This window comes from Collinsella sp. LCP19S3_D3 (genome assembly GCF_052121455.1).
GTDB lineage: Bacteria > Actinomycetota > Coriobacteriia > Coriobacteriales > Coriobacteriaceae > Collinsella.
In genome coordinates, this window is sequence record NZ_JBQKEF010000001.1 from 1 (window position 1) to 18,471 (window position 18,471).

The window sequence follows — 18,471 nt, forward strand, 5'->3', positions numbered from 1 at the left end:
CGGCGCGGATAACCGCTGAAGGCATCTAAGCGGGAAGCCGTTCCAGGGATTAGTTCTCCTTCCGGTAAGGGCCCAGGTAGACTACCTGGTCGATAGACGGCAGGTGCAAGGGCGGCGACGTCCTCAGCCGAGCCGCACTAATCGCCCGAGCTCTTCCGGAACCGCACCTCGCGGCCCGCGGGACTGAGCGCTCTTAAGCGCGGTCCGGGCACGAGGATGCCCCCGAGTCGGATCTCCCCTATGCGCCATGCGGCCCCCAGGGCACGTGTATGAGACACCCGGGCACCGAAGATACGGTGGGCGCCGCCCACCGGTCAGCGGCCAGAGCATGGGGGGCACGCCCGGTCCCGTTCCGAACCCGGAAGCTAAGCCCCATCGCGCCGAGAGTACTGCGGGGCCAGCCCGTGGGAGGCCAGGGCGCCGCTGACCGGTGGACGGCACCGAGCCGTGCGATTGGACTGAGAAGGGGGAGGCCTCGCGGCCTCCCCCTTTTTTGCGCTATATCTATATACAAGCTGTGCCTTGTGAGCGGACTCTTCCTTTGACTCTCTTACTGTTTGGCTGTTTTTTGAACCGTCGCTTTGTATTTGCGCGATAATTACTCGCATTGACGTTAGGGAGGGCTTGATGTTTACCGTTTTCGTTTTGGGCAATATTGCTTCGGGTAAATCGACTGCCTGCCGCTTTCTGGAATCTCGCGGAGCCCTGCTTATCGATTTAGACGTTCTTGCCAAATCGCTGTACGTGCCGGGGTCGGATATCGTCAATGCTCTTGCTGAAGAGTTTGGCTGGGATATTTTGGACGAGGATGGCGGTGTTCGACGTAACGTTCTCGCTTCTCGAGCTTTTGTTTCTCCCGATACGGTTGCAAGGCTCAATAGTATTGTGCACCCCGCTCTCATTGAGCAGCTTTCGCTGAGGATTCTCGATCCTGTTTGCTGTACGGTTTCGTCTCCCCGCTATCCCTTTGCGGCGGTCGAAGTATCTGCTCCGACTGGCTTTGAGGACGCCTTTGGCCTTGCGGATGAAATTATGGTTGTTAGCGCTCCTTTAGCGGTCCGTCGCGAACGTGCTATTCACCGTGGTATGGAGCCATCCGATTTTGATGCTCGCTGTGCTTGCCAACCCGATGAGTCTTCGCTTTGCAGTCTCGCCACGACCGTGATTGATAACGCAGCGGGCGACAGCTCGCTCTTTGAACAACTGGACGCGTGGCTTGCTCGCCATGGCCTTATGGATGCTATGGATAAGGAGACGACAGATGCCTAAGACGCGTTTCTTTACGTGGTATCGCCTTGTGCCGCTGGTTGTCGTTTTCGTCTTTGGCCTTATCTCGCTCGTTTACTCGTGTGCTCCCGCCGCTTTCTTTAAACCGTTCTATCCGATTGACTATGAGGCGTATGTAAAGCAGTCCAGTATTTCGCATAATCTCGATCCGTATCTGGTGTGTGCCGTCATCAAGTCGGAATCAAACTGGGATCCCGAGGCGGAATCAAACCAGGGCGCCCAAGGTCTCATGCAACTTATGCCCGAAACCGCTCAGGATATGATCGCTAAGGGCCTTGTCGACGGGGACGAGTATTCAGCCGATGACCTGAATGACCCCGCTTCGAATATCGAATTTGGGTGCGCGTACCTCTCATACCTGTTGACGTATTTCAATGGGTCGACGGATAGCGCTATTGCTGCTTACAATGCCGGAATGGGCAATGTCGATGGGTGGGCGCAGCAAAACACATCGCTCCATAACGCGATTGCCTTTCCCGAGACGCAAGCCTATTTGATTCGTGTCAATTATGCCTGGGTTCGCTATAAGACCCTCTATCCCGACCGGTTCGTATAGGACTATGCCTGCCGCCTGCGTATACTGCAGATGTATGAGTTAGGAGTATCCATGGCGGATTTTGAAGTTGAGCGTGTTGGCGGAGAGCTCAAACGTTTTGGCGTTGAGGGCTCTGAGGTACCGTTTGAGGTCGTGTCTCCCTATGAGCCTGCAGGTTCACAGCCTAAGGCCATTGAGTCGCTTGTGCAGGGTGTGAGGGACGGAGACCGCTATCAGGTTTTGCTTGGCGTGACCGGCTCGGGCAAGACCTTTACCATGGCCAAGACCATCGAAGCTCTCGGTAAGCCAACGCTGGTCATGGCCCCCAACAAAACCCTCGCCGCCCAGCTTGCGAGCGAGCTCAAAGAATTCTTTCCCAACAACGCCGTGGTCTACTTCGTCTCGTACTACGACTACTATCAGCCCGAGGCATATGTGCCGCAAAGCGATACGTATATCGAGAAGGATGCTTCGATTAACGAAGAAGTCGAGATGCTTCGACATCAGGCGACCGCCTCGTTGCTTTCCCGACGCGATGTGATTGTCGTTGCTTCGGTGTCCTGCATCTATGGCATCGGCTCTCCTGAGGACTATGCGGGGCTGGCGCCGAATGTCGACAAGAAAGTACCGCTCGAGCGCGATGACTTTATCCATGCGCTCATCGACATTCAGTACGACCGGAACGACTATGACTTGGCGCGTGGCACCTTCCGCGTGCGCGGTGATGTTGTCGATGTGTATCCGCCCTATGCCGAGCATCCGTTGCGATTTGAGTTCTTTGGCGATGAGGTCGAGCTTATCGCCGAAATCGATGAGGTTACCGGTGAGATGCTTCGTGAGTATGAGGCTATTCCCGTGTGGCCGGCATCGCACTATGTGACCGAGAAGCCCAAGGTCAAGGCGGCCTTGAAGTCAATCAGTGAAGAGTGCGAGAAGCGCGTCGCGGAGCTCAAGGCAACCAATAAGTTGCTCGAGGCGCAACGTCTACAGCAACGGACCGATTATGACCTCGAGATGCTCGAGACGATGGGCTTTTGCAACGGCATCGAGAACTACTCGCGTCATCTGGACGGGCGTAAGCCGGGCGAACCGCCGTTTACCTTGATTGACTACTTCCCCAAGGACATGCTCTGCATCATAGACGAGAGCCACGTGACGGTGCCACAGATTCGCGGCATGCACGAAGGCGACCGATCGCGCAAAGTTACGCTTGTTGAACATGGTTTTCGCCTGCCCTCGGCGCTCGACAATCGCCCGCTTCGTTTCGATGAGTTTGAGGCGAGAATCCCCCAGTTCATCTATGTTTCGGCAACGCCGGGCGACTACGAGCTGCGGGTGAGCCAAAACGACGTGGAGCAGATTATTCGTCCGACCGGCCTGCTCGACCCCAAGATCGACGTGCGTCCCGTTCGCGGTCAGATTGACGATCTTGAGGACGAGATTCGCGAGCGCGTTGCCCGCAAGGAGCGCGTGCTGGTGACCACGTTGACCAAGCGCATGGCCGAGGACCTGACCGACCATCTACTTGATGCGGGCATTAAGGTCAATTACATGCACTCTGATACGGCGACAATGGACCGTGTCGAGATCCTGCGAACGCTGCGCGAGGGCAAGATCGATGTTCTCGTTGGCATCAACCTGCTTCGCGAGGGTTTGGATCTTCCCGAGGTCTCACTGGTGGCAATTCTCGATGCCGATAAGGAAGGCTTCTTGCGCAACCGCCGTTCGCTGATTCAGACGATTGGCCGTGCGGCCCGTAACGCCGATGGCGAAGTCATCATGTATGCAGACGTTGTGACCGATTCGATGAAAGCGGCCATCGAGGAGACGCAGCGCCGTCGCGAGATTCAGATGGCATATAACGAAGAACATGGCATTGTGCCCAAGACAGTGCGCAAGGCCATCAACGACATCTCAAGTTTTATTGCCGAGGCCGAAAAAACTGTGGGCTCCAAGGGACGCTCGAAGGGCGACTCTCTTGGCCATGGCGCATTCTATACGCCCGATGAGTCGGGCGAGGGCGGTGTGCCGGAAACGGTGGCGCCCGAGCAGACACTTGCGGAACAGTTGGAAGAACTACCGCATGACGAGCTTGTGCGGATCGTCGAAACCATGGAAGAGGATATGCGTAACGCTTCTGCCGCCATGGACTTTGAGGAGGCGGCGCGCCTGCGTGATGCTGTCGTTCAGATTCGGGCGATGCTCGAGGGTGCGTCTGAGGACGAGACGATCGAGCGCTTACGTTCGCAGGCCCGCAAGGGTTCCACGTTCGCATCGGGTAGAAAACGCCAGGGTGTACGGTTTAAGAAATAGCGAACAGGCCCCGAGTTCCCTGTGGAGCTCGGGGCCTGTGTCTTTTGCGCGCTGGAATTCGTTCGCTAGAGGTCTGCGATCAGGGCTTCGGCACAACGGATACCGTCGGTGGCCGCGCTCATGATGCCTCCGGCATATCCAGCTCCCTCACCACAAGGGTAGAGGCCCGGGGTCGATACGGCATGGCACGTTCGGTCTCGGGTGACAGTGACCGGTGAGCTCGAACGAGTCTCCACGCCGGTAAGAACGGCATCGGGGCGGTCGTAGCCCCGTAGCTTTTTTCCGAGTAGGGGAAGTCCCAGGCGGAGCGACTCGACGATATGCTGCGGCAGGGCTTCGTCAATTGCCGTCCAAGTCACACCGAGCGGATAGGTGGGCTTTACCTTTCCGGGCGCCTTGCTGGCGCGTCCTGCGAGGAAATCTCCGACGAGTTGTGCCGGTGCGTTCCAGTTGGAACCGCCCAGGCGATAGGCGGCCGCCTCGCAGGCGCGCTGGAGCTCGATGCCGGCGAGCGGGTCATCGTCGGGAAGGTCCTCAGGCGTGACGTTAACGAGCAGGGCGGCATTTGCGTTACGGCCGTCGCGGGCATTGAGGCTGGCGCCGTTGACGCACAGGTGGCCCTGCTCGGAAGAGGCGGCGACAACCTGCCCGCCGGGGCACATGCAAAACGAGAACACGCTGCGGCCGTTGGGAAGATGGGCGACGAGTTTGTAGGGGGCTGCTCCGAGGGCAGGATGTCCCGCCGAGGCTCCATATTGGGCTCGGTCGATGTCGCGCTGCGGATGCTCGATGCGAACGCCCATGGCAAAGGTCTTTTGTGCGAGGGCCACGTTGTGGTCCTTAAGGAGTTCAAAAATATCGCGAGCAGAATGCCCGCAGGCGAGGATGAGGTGCTTTGTCTCAATTGGCTCGTAAGCGGCGTCTTGGGACGATTGGACATCAATACCGGTGATGGCGCCAGACGCGTCGATGCGAATGTCGACGAGTTTTGTTCGATAACGGACGACACCTCCGAGCTGCTCGATGCGCTGGGATATAGCGGTGATAACCGTGGGAAGGATGTCGGAGCCAATGTGCGGCTTGGCATCCCACAGAATATCGCGGGGCGCACCCGCCTCGACGAAGGTTTCGAGGATGAGGCGATGGGCGGGATTTTTGGTTCCTGTATTGAGCTTGCCGTCCGAGAAGGTCCCCGCGCCGCCCAGGCCAAACTGGATATTGCTCTCGGGGTCGAGGATACGCTCCTTTAGAAAGAGGTCGATCGCATGCGAGCGGCGAAATGCCGGGTCGCCGCGCTCGATGAGCAAGGGCTTCAGACCCGCTTCGGCAAGGGTGAGTGCGGCGAAAAGGCCGGCACATCCGGCACCGACGACGACGGGGCGCTCTTTGGGTGCGCTAGAAACGGGGGAGGGGAATGAAGGCTCATCGTCTTCTATCGCGCGTACGCGCGAGCGGTCACGCTCGGCAACGCTGTCGACCGCTTCTCGCTCGAGGTGGGGACTAGTCAGCTCAACACGAAAGCTCAGGATAAAATGGACGTCTCGTTTTTTGCGAGCGTCGATTGACTTGCGGTGGAGCTCGATGGACTTGATCTCGGAGTCCTTGCAACGCAGGACGCGCTTGGCGAATCGCTTGCCAACAATGAGGCAGGCATTTTCATCGCCGGCTTCATCGAGTGACGCGTTGACTTGGGTGAGTTCGATCATCGAGGACTCCTTAGAGGCAAGAAAGAGGCCGTCCGGTATCCCAGACGGCCCGAATGCGTTTTTGATTATAGACTGTGCGGCTACAGGCTGCTTGCAGCGCGAATGCCCGAGATCCAGGCCCACGCAAGGTTAAAGCCTCCGCAATCGGCGTCGATGTCGAGCGCTTCGCCGCAGACGTAAAGCGGGGCGTCGACAACGCTGCACGCGTGTAGACTGGGTGTTGAGATGCTCTCGACAGATACGCCACCACGCGTGACCTGCGCCGAGCGCTCCTCGGCTGTTCCCTCGACGAGCAACTTAAAGTGCTTGAGGAACGAGACCAGGTGGACGACATCGTTGGAGCCTGGATGGCACTGCTCGAACGCTGTGCAGACGACGCGGGAGAGTTGCGGGGCGAGCATGCCGTCGAGCCAACGGGGATCGCGGGGCGAAAAGCCGCCGAGCAGCTCAACGCGCCGGTTAAGCATATCGAGCAACTCGTCTTTAGAGAGGTCGGGGAAAACGTCGAGCAAGATCGTATCGCCGCGCTGGATACGACGGGAGAGGTTGAAGACAGCGACGCCCGAGATACCGAAGGTTCGAAACAGTACTTCACCGTCTTCGTGCCAGAGCTCACTATGGTTACGGGTGAGCGTCAAGCGGGCGCGGACGCGCAGACCATCCAACGTCTTGAGTGCCGCCCGATCGCCGACGACCGTTGCCGATACGGGGCAGAGGATGGGGCGCAGCGAAGTGAGGGGGAGGCTAAACGTATCGGCGATACCGGTGGGGTTGCCACCCGTGGCGATAATTACGGCATGTGCCTCCAGGGCCTCGTTCTTGCGAGGGACATCGGCGAGTGCTTTCCGAAGCGAGCGGAGCTCCGATTTTCGGTCGTCGTGCTTTTTTGCCTTGAGCGCCCGCGCTGGACGGTTTATTTGGAGTGCCCAGCCTTCGGAAGCTTTGTGCGCCGAGGCAACGTTGGCCCCGCAGACTAAGGTGATACCTAGGCGGTCGCAAACGTTGAGAAGCGCGTCGCGTACCGATTCGGCGCGAAGGGAGCGCGGGTACAGCCGGCCTTCCTCGGAGGTTGTCATGATGCCCAGCGAGGAGAAGAAACCCATAAGCTCTTGTTCGGGCTGGGGGCCCATGACGGATTCGACGAATGCGGGGTGGTTATACCGCTGTGGATCAATCGATTCGTTGGAGAGGTTGCAGCGACCGTTGCCGGTCGCAAGGAGCTTAAGGCCGCAGGCGACATCGCGCTCAACGATGCAGACGCTTTTGCCAGCGCGTGCGGCCGTAATGGCGGCGGCGAGGCCTGAAGCCCCGCCGCCGATTACCAGGACGTCATAGAAGGCGCTCGTGTTCACTTAGGCCTCGTCGGTCTCGTGCGGGGCAATGGCCTCGACGGCAGAGACGGCCTGGGGCAACATGCCATCGGGCAGCGCGGTCTCGACCTCGCCCTTATCGCAGGCCTCGGCGAGTGCCGGATTAATGGGAAGCTGGCCCAAGATGTCGAGGTTATAGCGCTCTGCGACCTCGGGGAGCTTGCTCTTGCCAAAGACCTCGATCTTCTTGCCGCAGTCGGGGCACTCAATATAGCTCATGTTCTCGACAATGCCCAGAATGGGGACGTTCATCTTCTCGGCCATGTTAACCGCCTTGGCGACGATCATCGAGACCAGATCCTGCGGGCTCGTGACGATGACGATGCCGTCGACGGGCAGCGACTGGAAGACGGTGAGCGCGACGTCGCCTGTTCCCGGAGGCATGTCGACCAGCAGATAGTCGATGGGGCCCCACGAGGTCTCGCTCCAGAACTGCCTAATGGCGCCTGCGATGACAGGACCGCGCCAAAGGACGGGGTCGGTCTCGTTTTGGAGCAGCAGGTTGGAGCTCATGACCTTGACGCCGTGCTCGGAGATTTCGGGCAGCATAAGGTTGCCAAGGGCATGGACGTGGCGTCCGCTCATACCGAACATCTTGGGGATAGAGGGACCGGTGATGTCGGCATCGAGGACGCCGACCTTGTGGCCGTGACGGGCAAGCTCGGTGGCGATGGCACCGGTGACAAACGACTTGCCGACACCGCCCTTGCCGGAAAGCACGGCGATGACGCGTTTGACCTCGGACAGCGTGTTCTCCTCAAATTGCGACGGCGACGTTTGTCCGCCGGCGGCCTGTGCGTGCTCGCAACCCATGTATGACTCCTTTGTATATGTTGGGGCCGGAGCCCCGTGATGTGACACGAGCGTCATTGTACCCTCGTTTGCGAGCGGGAGTCATTTGTGATGCATTTGGGCCGAGTGTGCTTGCAATACGATGGGCCCAAGCGAATGAGCGGGCTTACTGAACTTTGCTGGCGAACTCGAGGTATTGCATGCGCTGCAGCTTGTCGATCGTCGAGGCGTATGGGCTGTCTTCAGATTCCAAATCGTAGCGCAGCCCGTCGGCACCAAGATAGCCGGCGACATTGATGGTGGGCACATCTGACCTTGTTGCAAGCAGAGCCTTTTGATAGTCGGTGAGCGGGGCGCCGATCTTATTAAGGGTAATGGCTGCAATCTCGTTTGCCCCGACGGTGTCGTAGACGTTGAGCTCGGTATTGCCGGCGATTTCATAGTTAGCCCAGACGAAATAGGTCGACTGATAGATACGGAAAGCGTGGCTTGCCGTATCTTCCTGAGGGTACAGCTCGTCGTTGAGAGTCGTTGCGGCGCTCGGCTGATGGTCGCCAAAAAAGACAAGGACAACCGGTCTTCCGATATTGCGGAGCTCGTTGATAAAGTACTCGAGGTCCCGGTCGGATGCGTTGATGCAGGTAAGATAGGTGTTGAGCGCGCTATTGGCGCCCTCGCTGGCTCCCTCGACCCAATAGTTTGTCAGCTCTTCGGCGGGAACGGTGCCATAGTCGTAGCCGCCGTGATTTTGCATCGTGACGTCAAAGATGAACTGCGGGGCTTCGTCGGTTCTAAGCAGGTCGAGTATCTTGTCGTAGGTGGCGTAGTCGCATACGCCGGCATGGTAACAGGGCGCACCTTCGAAATCGCCGATTGAAAGAAAGTCTCCAAAGCCCAGCTGCTGATAGATTTTATCTCGATGGTAGTTGACGGGGTTTTGCGGGTGCATAGCGGTAGCGGTATACCCAAGCTCCTTAAGGTCCTTTGCCAGGCTGTTGACGCCATTCATCTGATATAGCTGATAGGGGATTTTGCCTAATCCGACAAAGGCCGTTGTCGCTCCGGTCAAAAATTCGAATTCGGAGTTCGCCGTTCCGCCACCGGCGACCGAAGCGAGCATGGTGCCGCGAACAAGTGTGTCGGGAAGCGAGTTGTAGAATGCGGGGCCGGTGTACCCGGCCGCCTGGAGCTGCTCAAAGCACGAAAGGTCGCTAAAACTCTCGTTCATGACGGCAACAATCGTCGGCTTGATTTCATTGAACTGGGCAACGGCCGCCGCGCGCTGCTCGCTCGAGCCATACGTGCTGTCGTAGGTGGCGGCGAGCTCTTGCTCGATGCTCTGCGCCTCATCGGGCGTATAGTCTTCGGGCTTCTCAATGGGCAACTCGTTGACCATTTCGGTGAACGAAGTGATAAAACCCTGAGACGCATACGTGGTGATGGGCTGCCAACGGTCAAATCCAAAATTCAGCGCCTGCTCCAAGTCGATGCTGGAAAAGCCCGAGAGCCCCACAACGGTCACTAGCAGAAAAGCGCAGAGGTTAGCGGCGATTGCGGGGAAGACATGGGTGGGCGTACGGAGCTTTCTCGGTCGAATAAGCGAAAGAAGCCCCAGGGAAATCTCTAGCAGGGCTAGAGAGGTTACGATTCCGGCGGTAAAGGTAAACTCGTATCCCTCGCTCACTTCCATTGCGGTGCCAAGGGCCAAGATATCGCTTGGCAGGATGGCCTCGCCTTTAAACGTTATGACGAAGTGCTCGGCAATGCCAAGGATGCAACAGACGACGGGCACGAGGACCATGACGTCTCCATGACGCTGTCCCAGCAAATAAAGGGAGAGCAGAACCGTCGCGAGCAGCCCGACGGAAAACCCGAATGAGTTGGCGGGAATGCGATAGAACGTTTCGTTGCAGGAAATTTCGAGTGAAACGAACGAGAGCGCTGAAACAGCGGCGATGACAAGGATGTCACGGCAAATACAGGCAACCGTTCCCGTCGCAAGATCGGTTTGGTCGATAAGTCCCGAAACCAAAGGCTCGACAAGAAGTATGACGGCGGCAGCACCGAGCGCCGAATAAGAAAGGACCCATAGGGAACTGCCCTCATTTACGAGCAATTGATTCGTAATCCATGCAGCTACCATGCCGAGCGGGATGAGGAGCGTCGCGCACCAAAAGACGCGGGCAATGGGCGGCTTTTCATTGTGTTTGATTGAAAAATACACGCGCACGACGACGGTGGCCACGATAAGGACGGCGATGAATATGGGCAGATTGGCCATGTCGCTCGAAGTGATTTCAAGGGGGATATCTTCGGTCATGGACGTTCCTCTGTTACAGCAAATTAAGTTCAGTATTTGATTACTGTAACCTTTCCACGGCATTTCGAGAAACAAAGCGCCCGATACGCAAAGCTAAAGGTCTGCGAATCTTGTATTACGAACATCTGTGCGCGTCGAGTGCGCTAAACTCATCGGCAGTATGATTCGATGCAATAGGAGGCAAGGAGCTTCCATGTCTGATTCTTCTATCGTTATTCGCGGCGCTCGTGAGCACAACCTCCGTGATATCGATGTTTCCATTCCGCGTGACCAACTCGTGGTCATTACCGGTCTTTCTGGCTCGGGCAAGAGCTCGCTGGCATTTGACACTATCTATGCCGAGGGCCAGCGTCGATACGTCGAGAGCCTTTCGAGCTATGCGCGCCAGTTCTTGGGCCAGATGGACAAACCCGACTTGGATTCAATCGACGGCCTTTCGCCGGCGGTGTCGATCGACCAAAAGACGACGTCTAAAAACCCTCGCTCGACGGTTGGCACCGTAACCGAGATTTATGACTATCTGCGCCTGCTGTTCGCCCGTGTGGGCACCCCGCACTGTCCCGAATGCGGCCGCGTCATTGAGCGCCAGACGACCGACCAGGTTGCCGACAAGGTCTTGGCGGCGGGGGAGGGTCGCCGCGCGTTTGTGCTGGCACCGGTGGTGCGCGGGCGAAAAGGCGAGTACACCAAACTGTTTGAGGACCTTCGCGCCGAGGGCTTTAGCCGCGTGCGTGTTGACGGTGAAGTGCGCTCGCTCGACGATCCAATCGATCTGGACAAGAAGTTCAAGCACGATATCGAGGTCGTGGTCGATCGCATCGTGATCCGTGAGAACTCTCTGGGCCGTATCGCCGAGTCTGTTGAGCAGGCGACCGCGCTGGCTCACGGCAATGTAAATGTGTACATGCTGCCCGATCGTGATGCTCCCGAGGGGACCGAGGGCGAGCTGCTGGAGTATTCGTTGGCCTTGGCGTGCCCGGAGCATGGACACTCCATCGACGATCTTCAGCCGCGTGATTTTTCGTTTAACGCTCCCTATGGCGCATGTCCTGAGTGCGACGGCCTGGGCTTTAAGAAAACCGTTGATGCCGAGGCGCTGATCGAGGACCCCTCGAAGTCCATTGCCGACGGAGTCTTTGGTAGCCTGTTTGGCAATTCGAACTACTACCCGCAGATTTTTGCTGCGGTCTGTAAACACTTTAAGGTAAGCGCTGATACGCCGTGGGAGGACTTGCCCCCTCGCGTGCGTCGTGCATTCTTGGATGGCCTGGGCGATACGAAGATCTCGGTTGACTACCAAAAGCTCGACGGACGTCGTAGCCAGTGGGATACCAAGTTTTCGGGCGTTCGCAACATCCTGTACGAACGCTATACCGAGACGACGAACGAGAACACCAAGGCGCGCTTGGAGAAGTACATTCGCGAGGAACCGTGCTCGAGCTGCCACGGCGCTCGTTTGCGCCCTGAGATGCTCGCCGTCACCGTGGGCGGCAAGTCCATTTACGAGGTTTGTTGCCTGTCGTGCCGTGAGTCGCTCGAGTTTTTTGAGGGCCTGGAGCTCACCGAGCGCCAACAGTTTATCGGCGGGCGCATCGTCAAGGAAATCCTGGAGCGCTTGCGTTTTCTGGTCGATGTTGGACTCGACTATCTGACGCTCGATCGTGCCTCGGCGACGCTTTCTGGTGGCGAGGCGCAGCGTATTCGCCTGGCAACGCAGATCGGCGCCGGCCTCATGGGTGTCCTGTACATTTTGGACGAGCCATCGATCGGCCTTCATCAGCGTGACAACGAGCGCCTGATCAAGACCCTTGAGCGCCTGCGCGATATCGGCAATACCGTCATCGTCGTCGAACACGACGAGGACACGATCCGTGCCGCCGACTACGTGATCGACATGGGGCCCGGCGCCGGCGTCAACGGCGGACACGTAGTCGCGGCGGGAACGCCTGCCGATATCATGGCGTGTCCTGAGTCGATGACGGGCGCTTATCTGACCGGCAAACGAATGATCCGGGTGCCTGATGAACGGCGCAAGCCCGGTCGCGGCTGCCTTAAAATTACGGGCGCTCGAGCTAACAACCTCAAAAACGTTACTGCCAAGATCGAGTTTGGTACGCTTACGGTTGTTACCGGCGTGTCGGGATCGGGCAAGAGCTCCCTGGTTACCGACACCATTGCGCCTGCCCTTACGAATGCTATTCACCGTTCGACGCGCCCTGTGGGTCCGTATAAAAAAATCGAGGGCATCGAGTGTATCGATAAGGTTATCGATATCGACCAGTCGCCGATTGGCCGCACACCGCGTTCCAACCCCGCTACCTATATTGGCCTGTGGGATGATCTTCGCGCGCTGTTTGCGAGTACGCCGGAGTCGAAGGCGCGCGGCTACTCGCCGGGTCGTTTCTCCTTTAATGTGAGTGGCGGGCGCTGTGAGGCGTGCAAGGGCGACGGACAGATCAAGATCGAGATGCACTTTCTTCCCGATATCTACGTTCCCTGCGAAGTTTGCGGCGGTAAACGCTACAACCGCGAGACACTCGAGGTCACCTACCGTGGCAAGACCATCTCGGACGTGCTCGACATGAGCGTCACCGAGGCGCTGGCTTTCTTTGGGAATATCCCGCAGATTAAGCGCAAGCTTCAGACTTTGTATGACGTTGGCTTGGGCTATGTGAGTTTGGGGCAGCCTGCCACGACGCTTTCGGGCGGCGAGGCGCAGCGTGTGAAACTCGCCAAGGAGCTTCATCGACGCCAGACGGGCAAGACGTTCTATATTTTGGACGAGCCGACGACCGGCCTTCATTTTGAGGACGTCCGCCAGCTGCTCGATGTGCTGCAGCGCTTGGTCGATGCGGGCAACACGGTGCTGGTGATTGAACACAACCTTGATGTCATCAAGGTTGCCGACCGCCTGATCGATATGGGTCCCGAGGGCGGCAATGGCGGCGGAACCGTCGTGGTCTCGGGTACGCCGGAGCAGGTCGCGGCATGTTCGCAGAGTTACACGGGCAAGTTCTTGGCACCGCTGCTCAAGCGCGACCGCGAGCGTCAGGCACAACTCGACGCCCAGTAAAGAGACGCCGTCGTACGAGAAGCGCCACCGATTCCTTTCGATTCGGTGGCGCTTCTGTGTGTCGAGATGACGTATGCGGCTAAATTGGACATATACTTAGGCGTTACGTTCGAATGCGAGGGAAGGGACATGCCATGGCAAAGGCTGCAAAGACGCCGAAAACCAATGCGATGCGCGAGCTGGAAAACGCCGGCATCTCCTATATTCTCCATACGTATGAAGACGATGGCGATGAGTCGGTGGGTTTAGGCGTTGCAATTTTGGAACAACTTGGCGAGGAGCCTGGCCAGGGGTTTAAGACCTTGGTTTGCGTGACACCGTCCAACGAACACGTTGTGTGCTGTATTCCCGTTGCCGACGAGCTTGACCTAAAGGCCGCCGCGCGCGCCGCTGGTGAAAAGTCGCTGACCATGATGCATGTCAAGGACTTGCTTGCCGCGACGGGGTATGTCCGGGGCGGCTGCAGTCCAGTCGGCATGAAAAAACGCTTTCGGACGCTGATCGATGAGACATGCGTCCTTTGGGATACCATTTTTATCTCAGGCGGTAAGCGTGGCTATCAACTTGAGCTTGCCCCCGACGACTTAGTTGCATTTTGCGGGGCGACGGTTGCCCCGATCACGAGAGAGGACTGAGCGATGCCGCAGGAAGAATCGAAGCGCGGAGCTCACTTTGCAAAGGGTTCGGCTTCTCAGACGCCCGCGCCTGAGGCTTCTTCGGTCGATGACCAGATTCGAAACGCTTGGTCCGTTGCTGCAGATCCAGGGGAGACGGCTGTGTATTTGCGTGCCGCCGGTGCCGGTACGGTGCCTCCCCGCACGATTCTCTCTTCGGCTCGTCCCGATGAGACGGCGGTGTTTTTGGCCGCGGCTCAATCCCGTGCCGGACGGATGCCTGACGCCGGGGCGTCTCGTGCGCCGCGTCCCGATGAGACGGCGGTGTTTTTGATGGCGGCTCAGGGAAAGGGCGCACTGCAGGGTGTCCCAGCCGATCGTCCCGCGAGGCCTGCAACCGACGGTGATGGCGAGCAGTTGCTTTTGGATGACGAGTGGTCACCGTTCGGCTCGACCGATCCGGTCGAGGGCGTTGCTGTTGAGGACGATGATTGGGATCTATTGTCGTTTTCTGGTCGAACCGCTGCCGCCAGGGAAGTTGACACGGTGTTTGGTAATAATGCCGTAGCTAACGATGACGCTTCGTTTGACAGCGATGTCACGCCTGTTGACGGAGCTTTTTCTGCCGATGATGCCGTTTTGGTCGACGACCCCTTCGCGATAATCGATGACCCTGATATCGAGGTCGATTCTCGACAACACACTGAAGTCAGCCCCCAATCACCGGACGACGTAGATGATATGGGCTCGTCGGACTACTCTACGGTTGGCCGTTCTGCCGGCCTCATGACTGCACTGACCATCGTGTCGCGCGTCACCGGGTTTATCCGTACTTGGGCTATGGCTGCCGCCATCGGCATGTCGCTGCTCTCGTCTTCCTATCAGGTCGCCAACAACCTGCCCAATATGCTCTATGAGCTCGTGATGGGCGGTATGTTGGTTACCGCCTTTTTGCCGGTGTACATGGGCGTGCGTCGTGAGCAGGGTCGCGACGCCTCAAACGAATACGTAGGTAATCTGCTCGGCATCCTGCTTTTGCTGCTGGGCGGCATTTCGGTGTTGGGCACCGTGTTTGCTCCGGGCTTTATCTGGACGCAGTCGTTCCTTTCGGGCGATGGCGGAAGCATGGATACCGCTGCATTCATGTTCCGTTTCTTTGCCATTCAGATTTTGTTCTACGGCTTGGGCTCGGTGTTCTCGGGCGTTCTTAACGCGCATCGTGACTACTTTTGGTCGACGTTCGCCCCGGTACTCAACAATGTGATTGTCATTGCGAGTTTTATGGGCTTCGCTCCCGTATCTGCCTGCTTTGGTGAGCAGGCGGGCGTCGTTTTGATTTCGCTCGGCACGACGCTTGGCGTTTTTGTCCAGATGGCGTGCCAGATTCCCGCACTCGGTAAGCATGGTGTCCGGCCTCATATTCATATCGACTTTAAGGATCCTGCACTGCGACAGACGCTCGCGCTCGGCGTCCCGACGTTGCTCGCTACGGTATGCATGTTCGTGTCGACTTCCATTACCAACGCAGCCGCGCTGGTGGTGCAGCCCGAGACCGGTCCTTCTGTAATTGCCTATGCGCGCCTTTGGTACACACTGCCTTATGCCTTGATAGCCGCCTCGCTCTCGACGGCGCTTTATACCGAGCTTTCGCACGATGCCCAGGAAAAGGATTATGACAGCGTGCGCGTTGGTATCTCGCGCGGCGTGGCCCAGATGCTCTTCTTCCTGATTCCTTTCGCGCTATATCTCATTGTGTTTGCCCGTCCGCTCAACATGATTTATTGCGCCGGCAAGTTCGACGAGTCGGGTGTGGCGCTTGTGTCCGAGTTTCTGGTTTATCTGGCGCTCTCCCTGCCGTTCTACGGCGTGGTCGTGTTGATGCAGAAGAGCTTCTCGGCGTTGCTCGACATGAAGCCCTATAGTCGCTATTGCCTATACTCTGCTATCGGTCAGGCTGGTTCGGTTCTGCTGTTTGGTGTGGTGCTGGGCTATGGCATGCCTGCGATTGCGATGTCGTATGTTGTCGACTATGTGATTCTGGTCGGCTGTTCGCTGTGGTGGCTGCGTCGTCGTCTGCAGGGTCTTCAGGTTAAATCTATTCTGCACGGCTGCTTCTATGGCCTTTTGCTCGGCGGCCTGGGTGCCGCAGCGGGTGCCGGCGTTTTGTGGGCGCTCGAGAGTTTTGTCGGAGCGCTTGGCGGATCGATTCTTATTACCTTGGGCTATGTTTGCATCGCGGGCATGGTTTCACTTGCCGTGACTTTTGGCCTTGCCGTCCTTCTAAAGATGCCTGAGGTCTCCGCGCTTCTTCGCCGCAGGTAGGCAGTCGTGGCAGGTCATGACAACATTCCAACGCTTGCCGAACAGGTTTCGCGTGTGCCCATGCAGCCTGGCTGCTACCTTTGGAAAGATGCCAAGGGCGATGTCATTTACGTTGGCAAGGCTAAAAATCTGCGCTCGCGCATGCGTCAATATGTGACGCTGCAGGACGAGCGCCAAAAGATTCCACTGATGATGCAGCTGGTTGCGAGCTTTGACTATATCGTTGTCGAGAACGAGCACGAGGCGCTGGTGCTCGAGCGCAACCTGATCGGTCAATACCATCCGTACTTTAATGTCGACCTTAAGGACGATAAGAGCTATCCCTTTATCGCTATCACCAAGAGCGATCTGTTCCCAGCTATTAAATATACTCGTGAGCGTCATAAGCCGGGAACGCGTTATTTTGGTCCCTACACCGACAGCCGCGCGGCGCGCGAGACCATTGATACGCTGCGCAAGGTAATCCCGATCTGCTCGGCTTCTTGTGCGGAATGGCGTCGATGCCGCCGTATCGTCGAGTCCCACAAGGGCGAAGAAGATATCGTCAATATGATTTGCGCTCAAAACGGGCGTCCCTGCTTTGACTTCCATGTTGGCCGCGGCCCGGGGGCATGCGTCGGTGCGATCTCTCCAGCCGACTATGCTAAAAACGTTAAACGCGTCGAGCGATTTTTGTCGGGCCATCGTAAAGATGTCGTTGATGAGCTTACATCCGAGATGACGGACGCCGCCGAAGCGCTCGATTTTGAGCGGGCGGCGCGCGTCAAGCGTCGCTTGGAAGTTATTAGGGGCCTGGACGACCGACAGCAGGTCGTTTTTCCGTCGAGTGTCGATCTCGATGTGATTGGTTTCTATCGAGAAGAGACCATTTCGGCCGCCTGCGTGTTTGTTGTGCGCGAGGGGCGAACGGTTCGAACCTGTGAGTTCATTCTCGATAAGGGCCTGGATGTCGATGAAGAGGAGCTTCAGTCGGGCTTTCTCAAGCGCTATTACGACGAGACGGCTGATATTCCAGCCGAGGTGAACCTTTCCGTCGAGCTTGAGGATGCGGAGGCGCTAGGGGAGTGGCTTTCGGACAAGCGCAAGCGTTCCTGTCATTTCCATAGGCCTCAGCGCGGCGAAAAACACCGGTTGCTCGATATGGCATCTAAAAATGCGCGTCATGCCCTCATGCGTTATATGATGCGCACGGGATACGCCGACGATCGCACCAATCGAGCGCTCCTGGAGCTTGAGAGCGCCTTGGCGCTACCTGCGCCGCCAATGCGAATCGAGTGCTTCGATATCTCTACGCTTCATGGCACCTTTACGGTCGCCTCGATGGTGGTGTTTACCAACGGCCACGCCGACAAGAGCCAGTACCGCCGCTTTAAAATCCAGGCCGAATTGGACGAGGCGAACGACTTCGTTTCGATGTCCGAGGTTTTGGGGCGTCGCTATGCTCCCGAGCGGATGACCGACGAACGTTTTGGCTCGCGCCCCGATTTGCTCGTTGTCGACGGCGGCAAGCCGCAATTGACGGCTGCAATTAAGCAACTTGAGGCCCTTGGGCTCGATATACCAGTTTGTGGTTTGGCAAAGGCCGATGAGGAGGTTTTCGTGCCTTGGGACGAGACTCCTGTCGTACTTCCGACCGGGTCTGCGTCGCTCTATCTCATCAAGCAGGTGCGCGACGAATCGCACCGTTTTGCCATCACGTTCCATCGCGAATTGCGCGATAAAGCCATGACGGTTTCGGTACTCGATGACGTTCCAGGCGTGGGACCCACTAGAAAACGTGCAATTATGCGCCATTTTGGCTCGATGAAGCGGTTGCGCGCGGCGAGTGTGCAAGAGATCGCGGAAGTTCGCGGCATACCTGCCGATGTTGCCAAGGCGGTCCACGAGGCGCTCGTTGCATGGAATGCCGAGCGCGCCGAGGCCGCGGCTGGCCACTCCGATAGCTAAACACGAGCCTAAACAACTGATATACATGATTGCGCGATTTTCAACCATTTATTTCGCCATGATTGCCTGCTGGTTTCGGGTTTTATTAACGCTAAAACGTTTGACTAACCCAAGCGAAAACCCTGCTATCCTGCGGGTTGACGAAGACTGATATCTCACCTCGCCGATACATACTGTCTGCTGTATCGTTTG

11 protein-coding genes and 2 rRNA genes are annotated in these 18,471 nt (G+C 57.6%); 9 read left to right on the forward strand and 4 right to left on the reverse strand.

Annotated features, from left to right (window positions below; all coding sequences use genetic code 11):
* The 5 genes from ACTQXM_RS00005 to uvrB form a co-directional block, all read left to right on the forward strand.
* A 23S ribosomal RNA gene (locus tag ACTQXM_RS00005) occupies nucleotides 1-162 on the forward strand; the annotation flags it as partial.
* A gap of 151 nt (nucleotides 163-313) precedes the next feature.
* A 5S ribosomal RNA gene (gene rrf, locus ACTQXM_RS00010) occupies nucleotides 314-429 on the forward strand.
* Nucleotides 430-627: 198 nt separating this feature from the next.
* The gene (gene coaE, locus ACTQXM_RS00015; protein WP_441068931.1) at nucleotides 628-1,269 is read left to right on the forward strand and encodes a dephospho-CoA kinase; all 642 of its coding nucleotides are present in this window, start codon (nucleotides 628-630) and stop codon (nucleotides 1,267-1,269) included.
* Nucleotides 1,262-1,843 carry a lytic transglycosylase domain-containing protein gene (locus ACTQXM_RS00020; RefSeq protein WP_441536717.1) on the forward strand — a complete coding sequence of 194 codons (582 nt, stop codon included), beginning with the start codon at nucleotides 1,262-1,264 and terminating at the stop codon, nucleotides 1,841-1,843. Before coaE ends, ACTQXM_RS00020 begins: the two co-directional genes overlap by 8 nt.
* Before the next feature lie 51 nt (nucleotides 1,844-1,894).
* Nucleotides 1,895-4,135, forward strand: coding sequence for an excinuclease ABC subunit UvrB (gene uvrB, locus ACTQXM_RS00025; RefSeq protein ID WP_441536719.1), 2,241 nt, complete (start codon nucleotides 1,895-1,897; stop codon nucleotides 4,133-4,135).
* Between the two features lie 65 nt (nucleotides 4,136-4,200).
* Here the strand turns inward: uvrB and ACTQXM_RS00030 are convergent, their stop codons facing one another.
* The 4 genes from ACTQXM_RS00030 to ACTQXM_RS00045 form a co-directional block, all read right to left on the reverse strand.
* Nucleotides 4,201-5,841 carry an NAD(P)/FAD-dependent oxidoreductase gene (locus tag ACTQXM_RS00030; protein ID WP_441536721.1) on the reverse strand — a complete coding sequence of 547 codons (1,641 nt, stop codon included), beginning with the start codon at nucleotides 5,839-5,841 and terminating at the stop codon, nucleotides 4,201-4,203.
* 80 nt (nucleotides 5,842-5,921) lie between these two features.
* Nucleotides 5,922-7,193: an NAD(P)/FAD-dependent oxidoreductase gene (locus ACTQXM_RS00035; RefSeq protein WP_441064048.1), complete on the reverse strand. Its 1,272-nt coding sequence runs from the start codon at nucleotides 7,191-7,193 to the stop codon at nucleotides 5,922-5,924.
* Nucleotides 7,194-8,024 carry an Mrp/NBP35 family ATP-binding protein gene (locus tag ACTQXM_RS00040; RefSeq protein ID WP_427718672.1) on the reverse strand — a complete coding sequence of 277 codons (831 nt, stop codon included), beginning with the start codon at nucleotides 8,022-8,024 and terminating at the stop codon, nucleotides 7,194-7,196. It abuts the gene before it with no gap.
* Nucleotides 8,025-8,169: 145 nt separating this feature from the next.
* Nucleotides 8,170-10,323 carry an LTA synthase family protein gene (locus ACTQXM_RS00045; protein ID WP_441536724.1) on the reverse strand — a complete coding sequence of 718 codons (2,154 nt, stop codon included), beginning with the start codon at nucleotides 10,321-10,323 and terminating at the stop codon, nucleotides 8,170-8,172.
* A 193-nt stretch (nucleotides 10,324-10,516) separates the two neighbouring features.
* On the opposite strand from ACTQXM_RS00045, the gene uvrA reads away from it, so the two are divergent.
* From uvrA to uvrC, 4 genes are all read left to right on the forward strand, one after another.
* A complete protein-coding gene (gene uvrA, locus ACTQXM_RS00050) occupies nucleotides 10,517-13,396 on the forward strand; it encodes an excinuclease ABC subunit UvrA (protein WP_427728763.1) in 2,880 nt (959 codons plus the stop codon).
* 134 nt (nucleotides 13,397-13,530) lie between these two features.
* The gene (gene ybaK / locus ACTQXM_RS00055; RefSeq protein ID WP_427718664.1) at nucleotides 13,531-14,031 is read left to right on the forward strand and encodes a Cys-tRNA(Pro) deacylase; all 501 of its coding nucleotides are present in this window, start codon (nucleotides 13,531-13,533) and stop codon (nucleotides 14,029-14,031) included.
* A 3-nt stretch (nucleotides 14,032-14,034) separates the two neighbouring features.
* A complete protein-coding gene (gene murJ, locus ACTQXM_RS00060) occupies nucleotides 14,035-16,332 on the forward strand; it encodes a murein biosynthesis integral membrane protein MurJ (protein ID WP_441536726.1) in 2,298 nt (765 codons plus the stop codon).
* Nucleotides 16,333-16,392: 60 nt separating this feature from the next.
* Nucleotides 16,393-18,279 (forward strand): excinuclease ABC subunit UvrC, encoded by a 1,887-nt coding sequence (gene uvrC / locus ACTQXM_RS00065; protein WP_441536851.1) that lies wholly within the window; start codon nucleotides 16,393-16,395, stop codon nucleotides 18,277-18,279.
* Nucleotides 18,280-18,471: the final 192 nt, after the last annotated feature.

Excerpts from the sequence above, each read along its gene's own strand:
- ACTQXM_RS00045 (WP_441536724.1), bottom strand. The coding sequence starts at position 10,323 with ATGACCGAAGATATCCCCCTTGAAATCACTTCGAGCGACATGGCCAAT.
- uvrA (WP_427728763.1), top strand. The coding sequence starts at position 10,517 with ATGTCTGATTCTTCTATCGTTATTCGCGGCGCTCGTGAGCACAACCTC.
- uvrB (WP_441536719.1), top strand. The coding sequence starts at position 1,895 with ATGGCGGATTTTGAAGTTGAGCGTGTTGGCGGAGAGCTCAAACGTTTT.
- coaE (WP_441068931.1), top strand. The coding sequence starts at position 628 with ATGTTTACCGTTTTCGTTTTGGGCAATATTGCTTCGGGTAAATCGACT.
- murJ (WP_441536726.1), top strand. The coding sequence starts at position 14,035 with ATGCCGCAGGAAGAATCGAAGCGCGGAGCTCACTTTGCAAAGGGTTCG.
- ybaK (WP_427718664.1), top strand. The coding sequence starts at position 13,531 with ATGGCAAAGGCTGCAAAGACGCCGAAAACCAATGCGATGCGCGAGCTG.
- ACTQXM_RS00030 (WP_441536721.1), bottom strand. The coding sequence starts at position 5,841 with ATGATCGAACTCACCCAAGTCAACGCGTCACTCGATGAAGCCGGCGAT.
- ACTQXM_RS00040 (WP_427718672.1), bottom strand. The coding sequence starts at position 8,024 with ATGGGTTGCGAGCACGCACAGGCCGCCGGCGGACAAACGTCGCCGTCG.
- ACTQXM_RS00020 (WP_441536717.1), top strand. The coding sequence starts at position 1,262 with ATGCCTAAGACGCGTTTCTTTACGTGGTATCGCCTTGTGCCGCTGGTT.
- uvrC (WP_441536851.1), top strand. The coding sequence starts at position 16,393 with ATGCAGCCTGGCTGCTACCTTTGGAAAGATGCCAAGGGCGATGTCATT.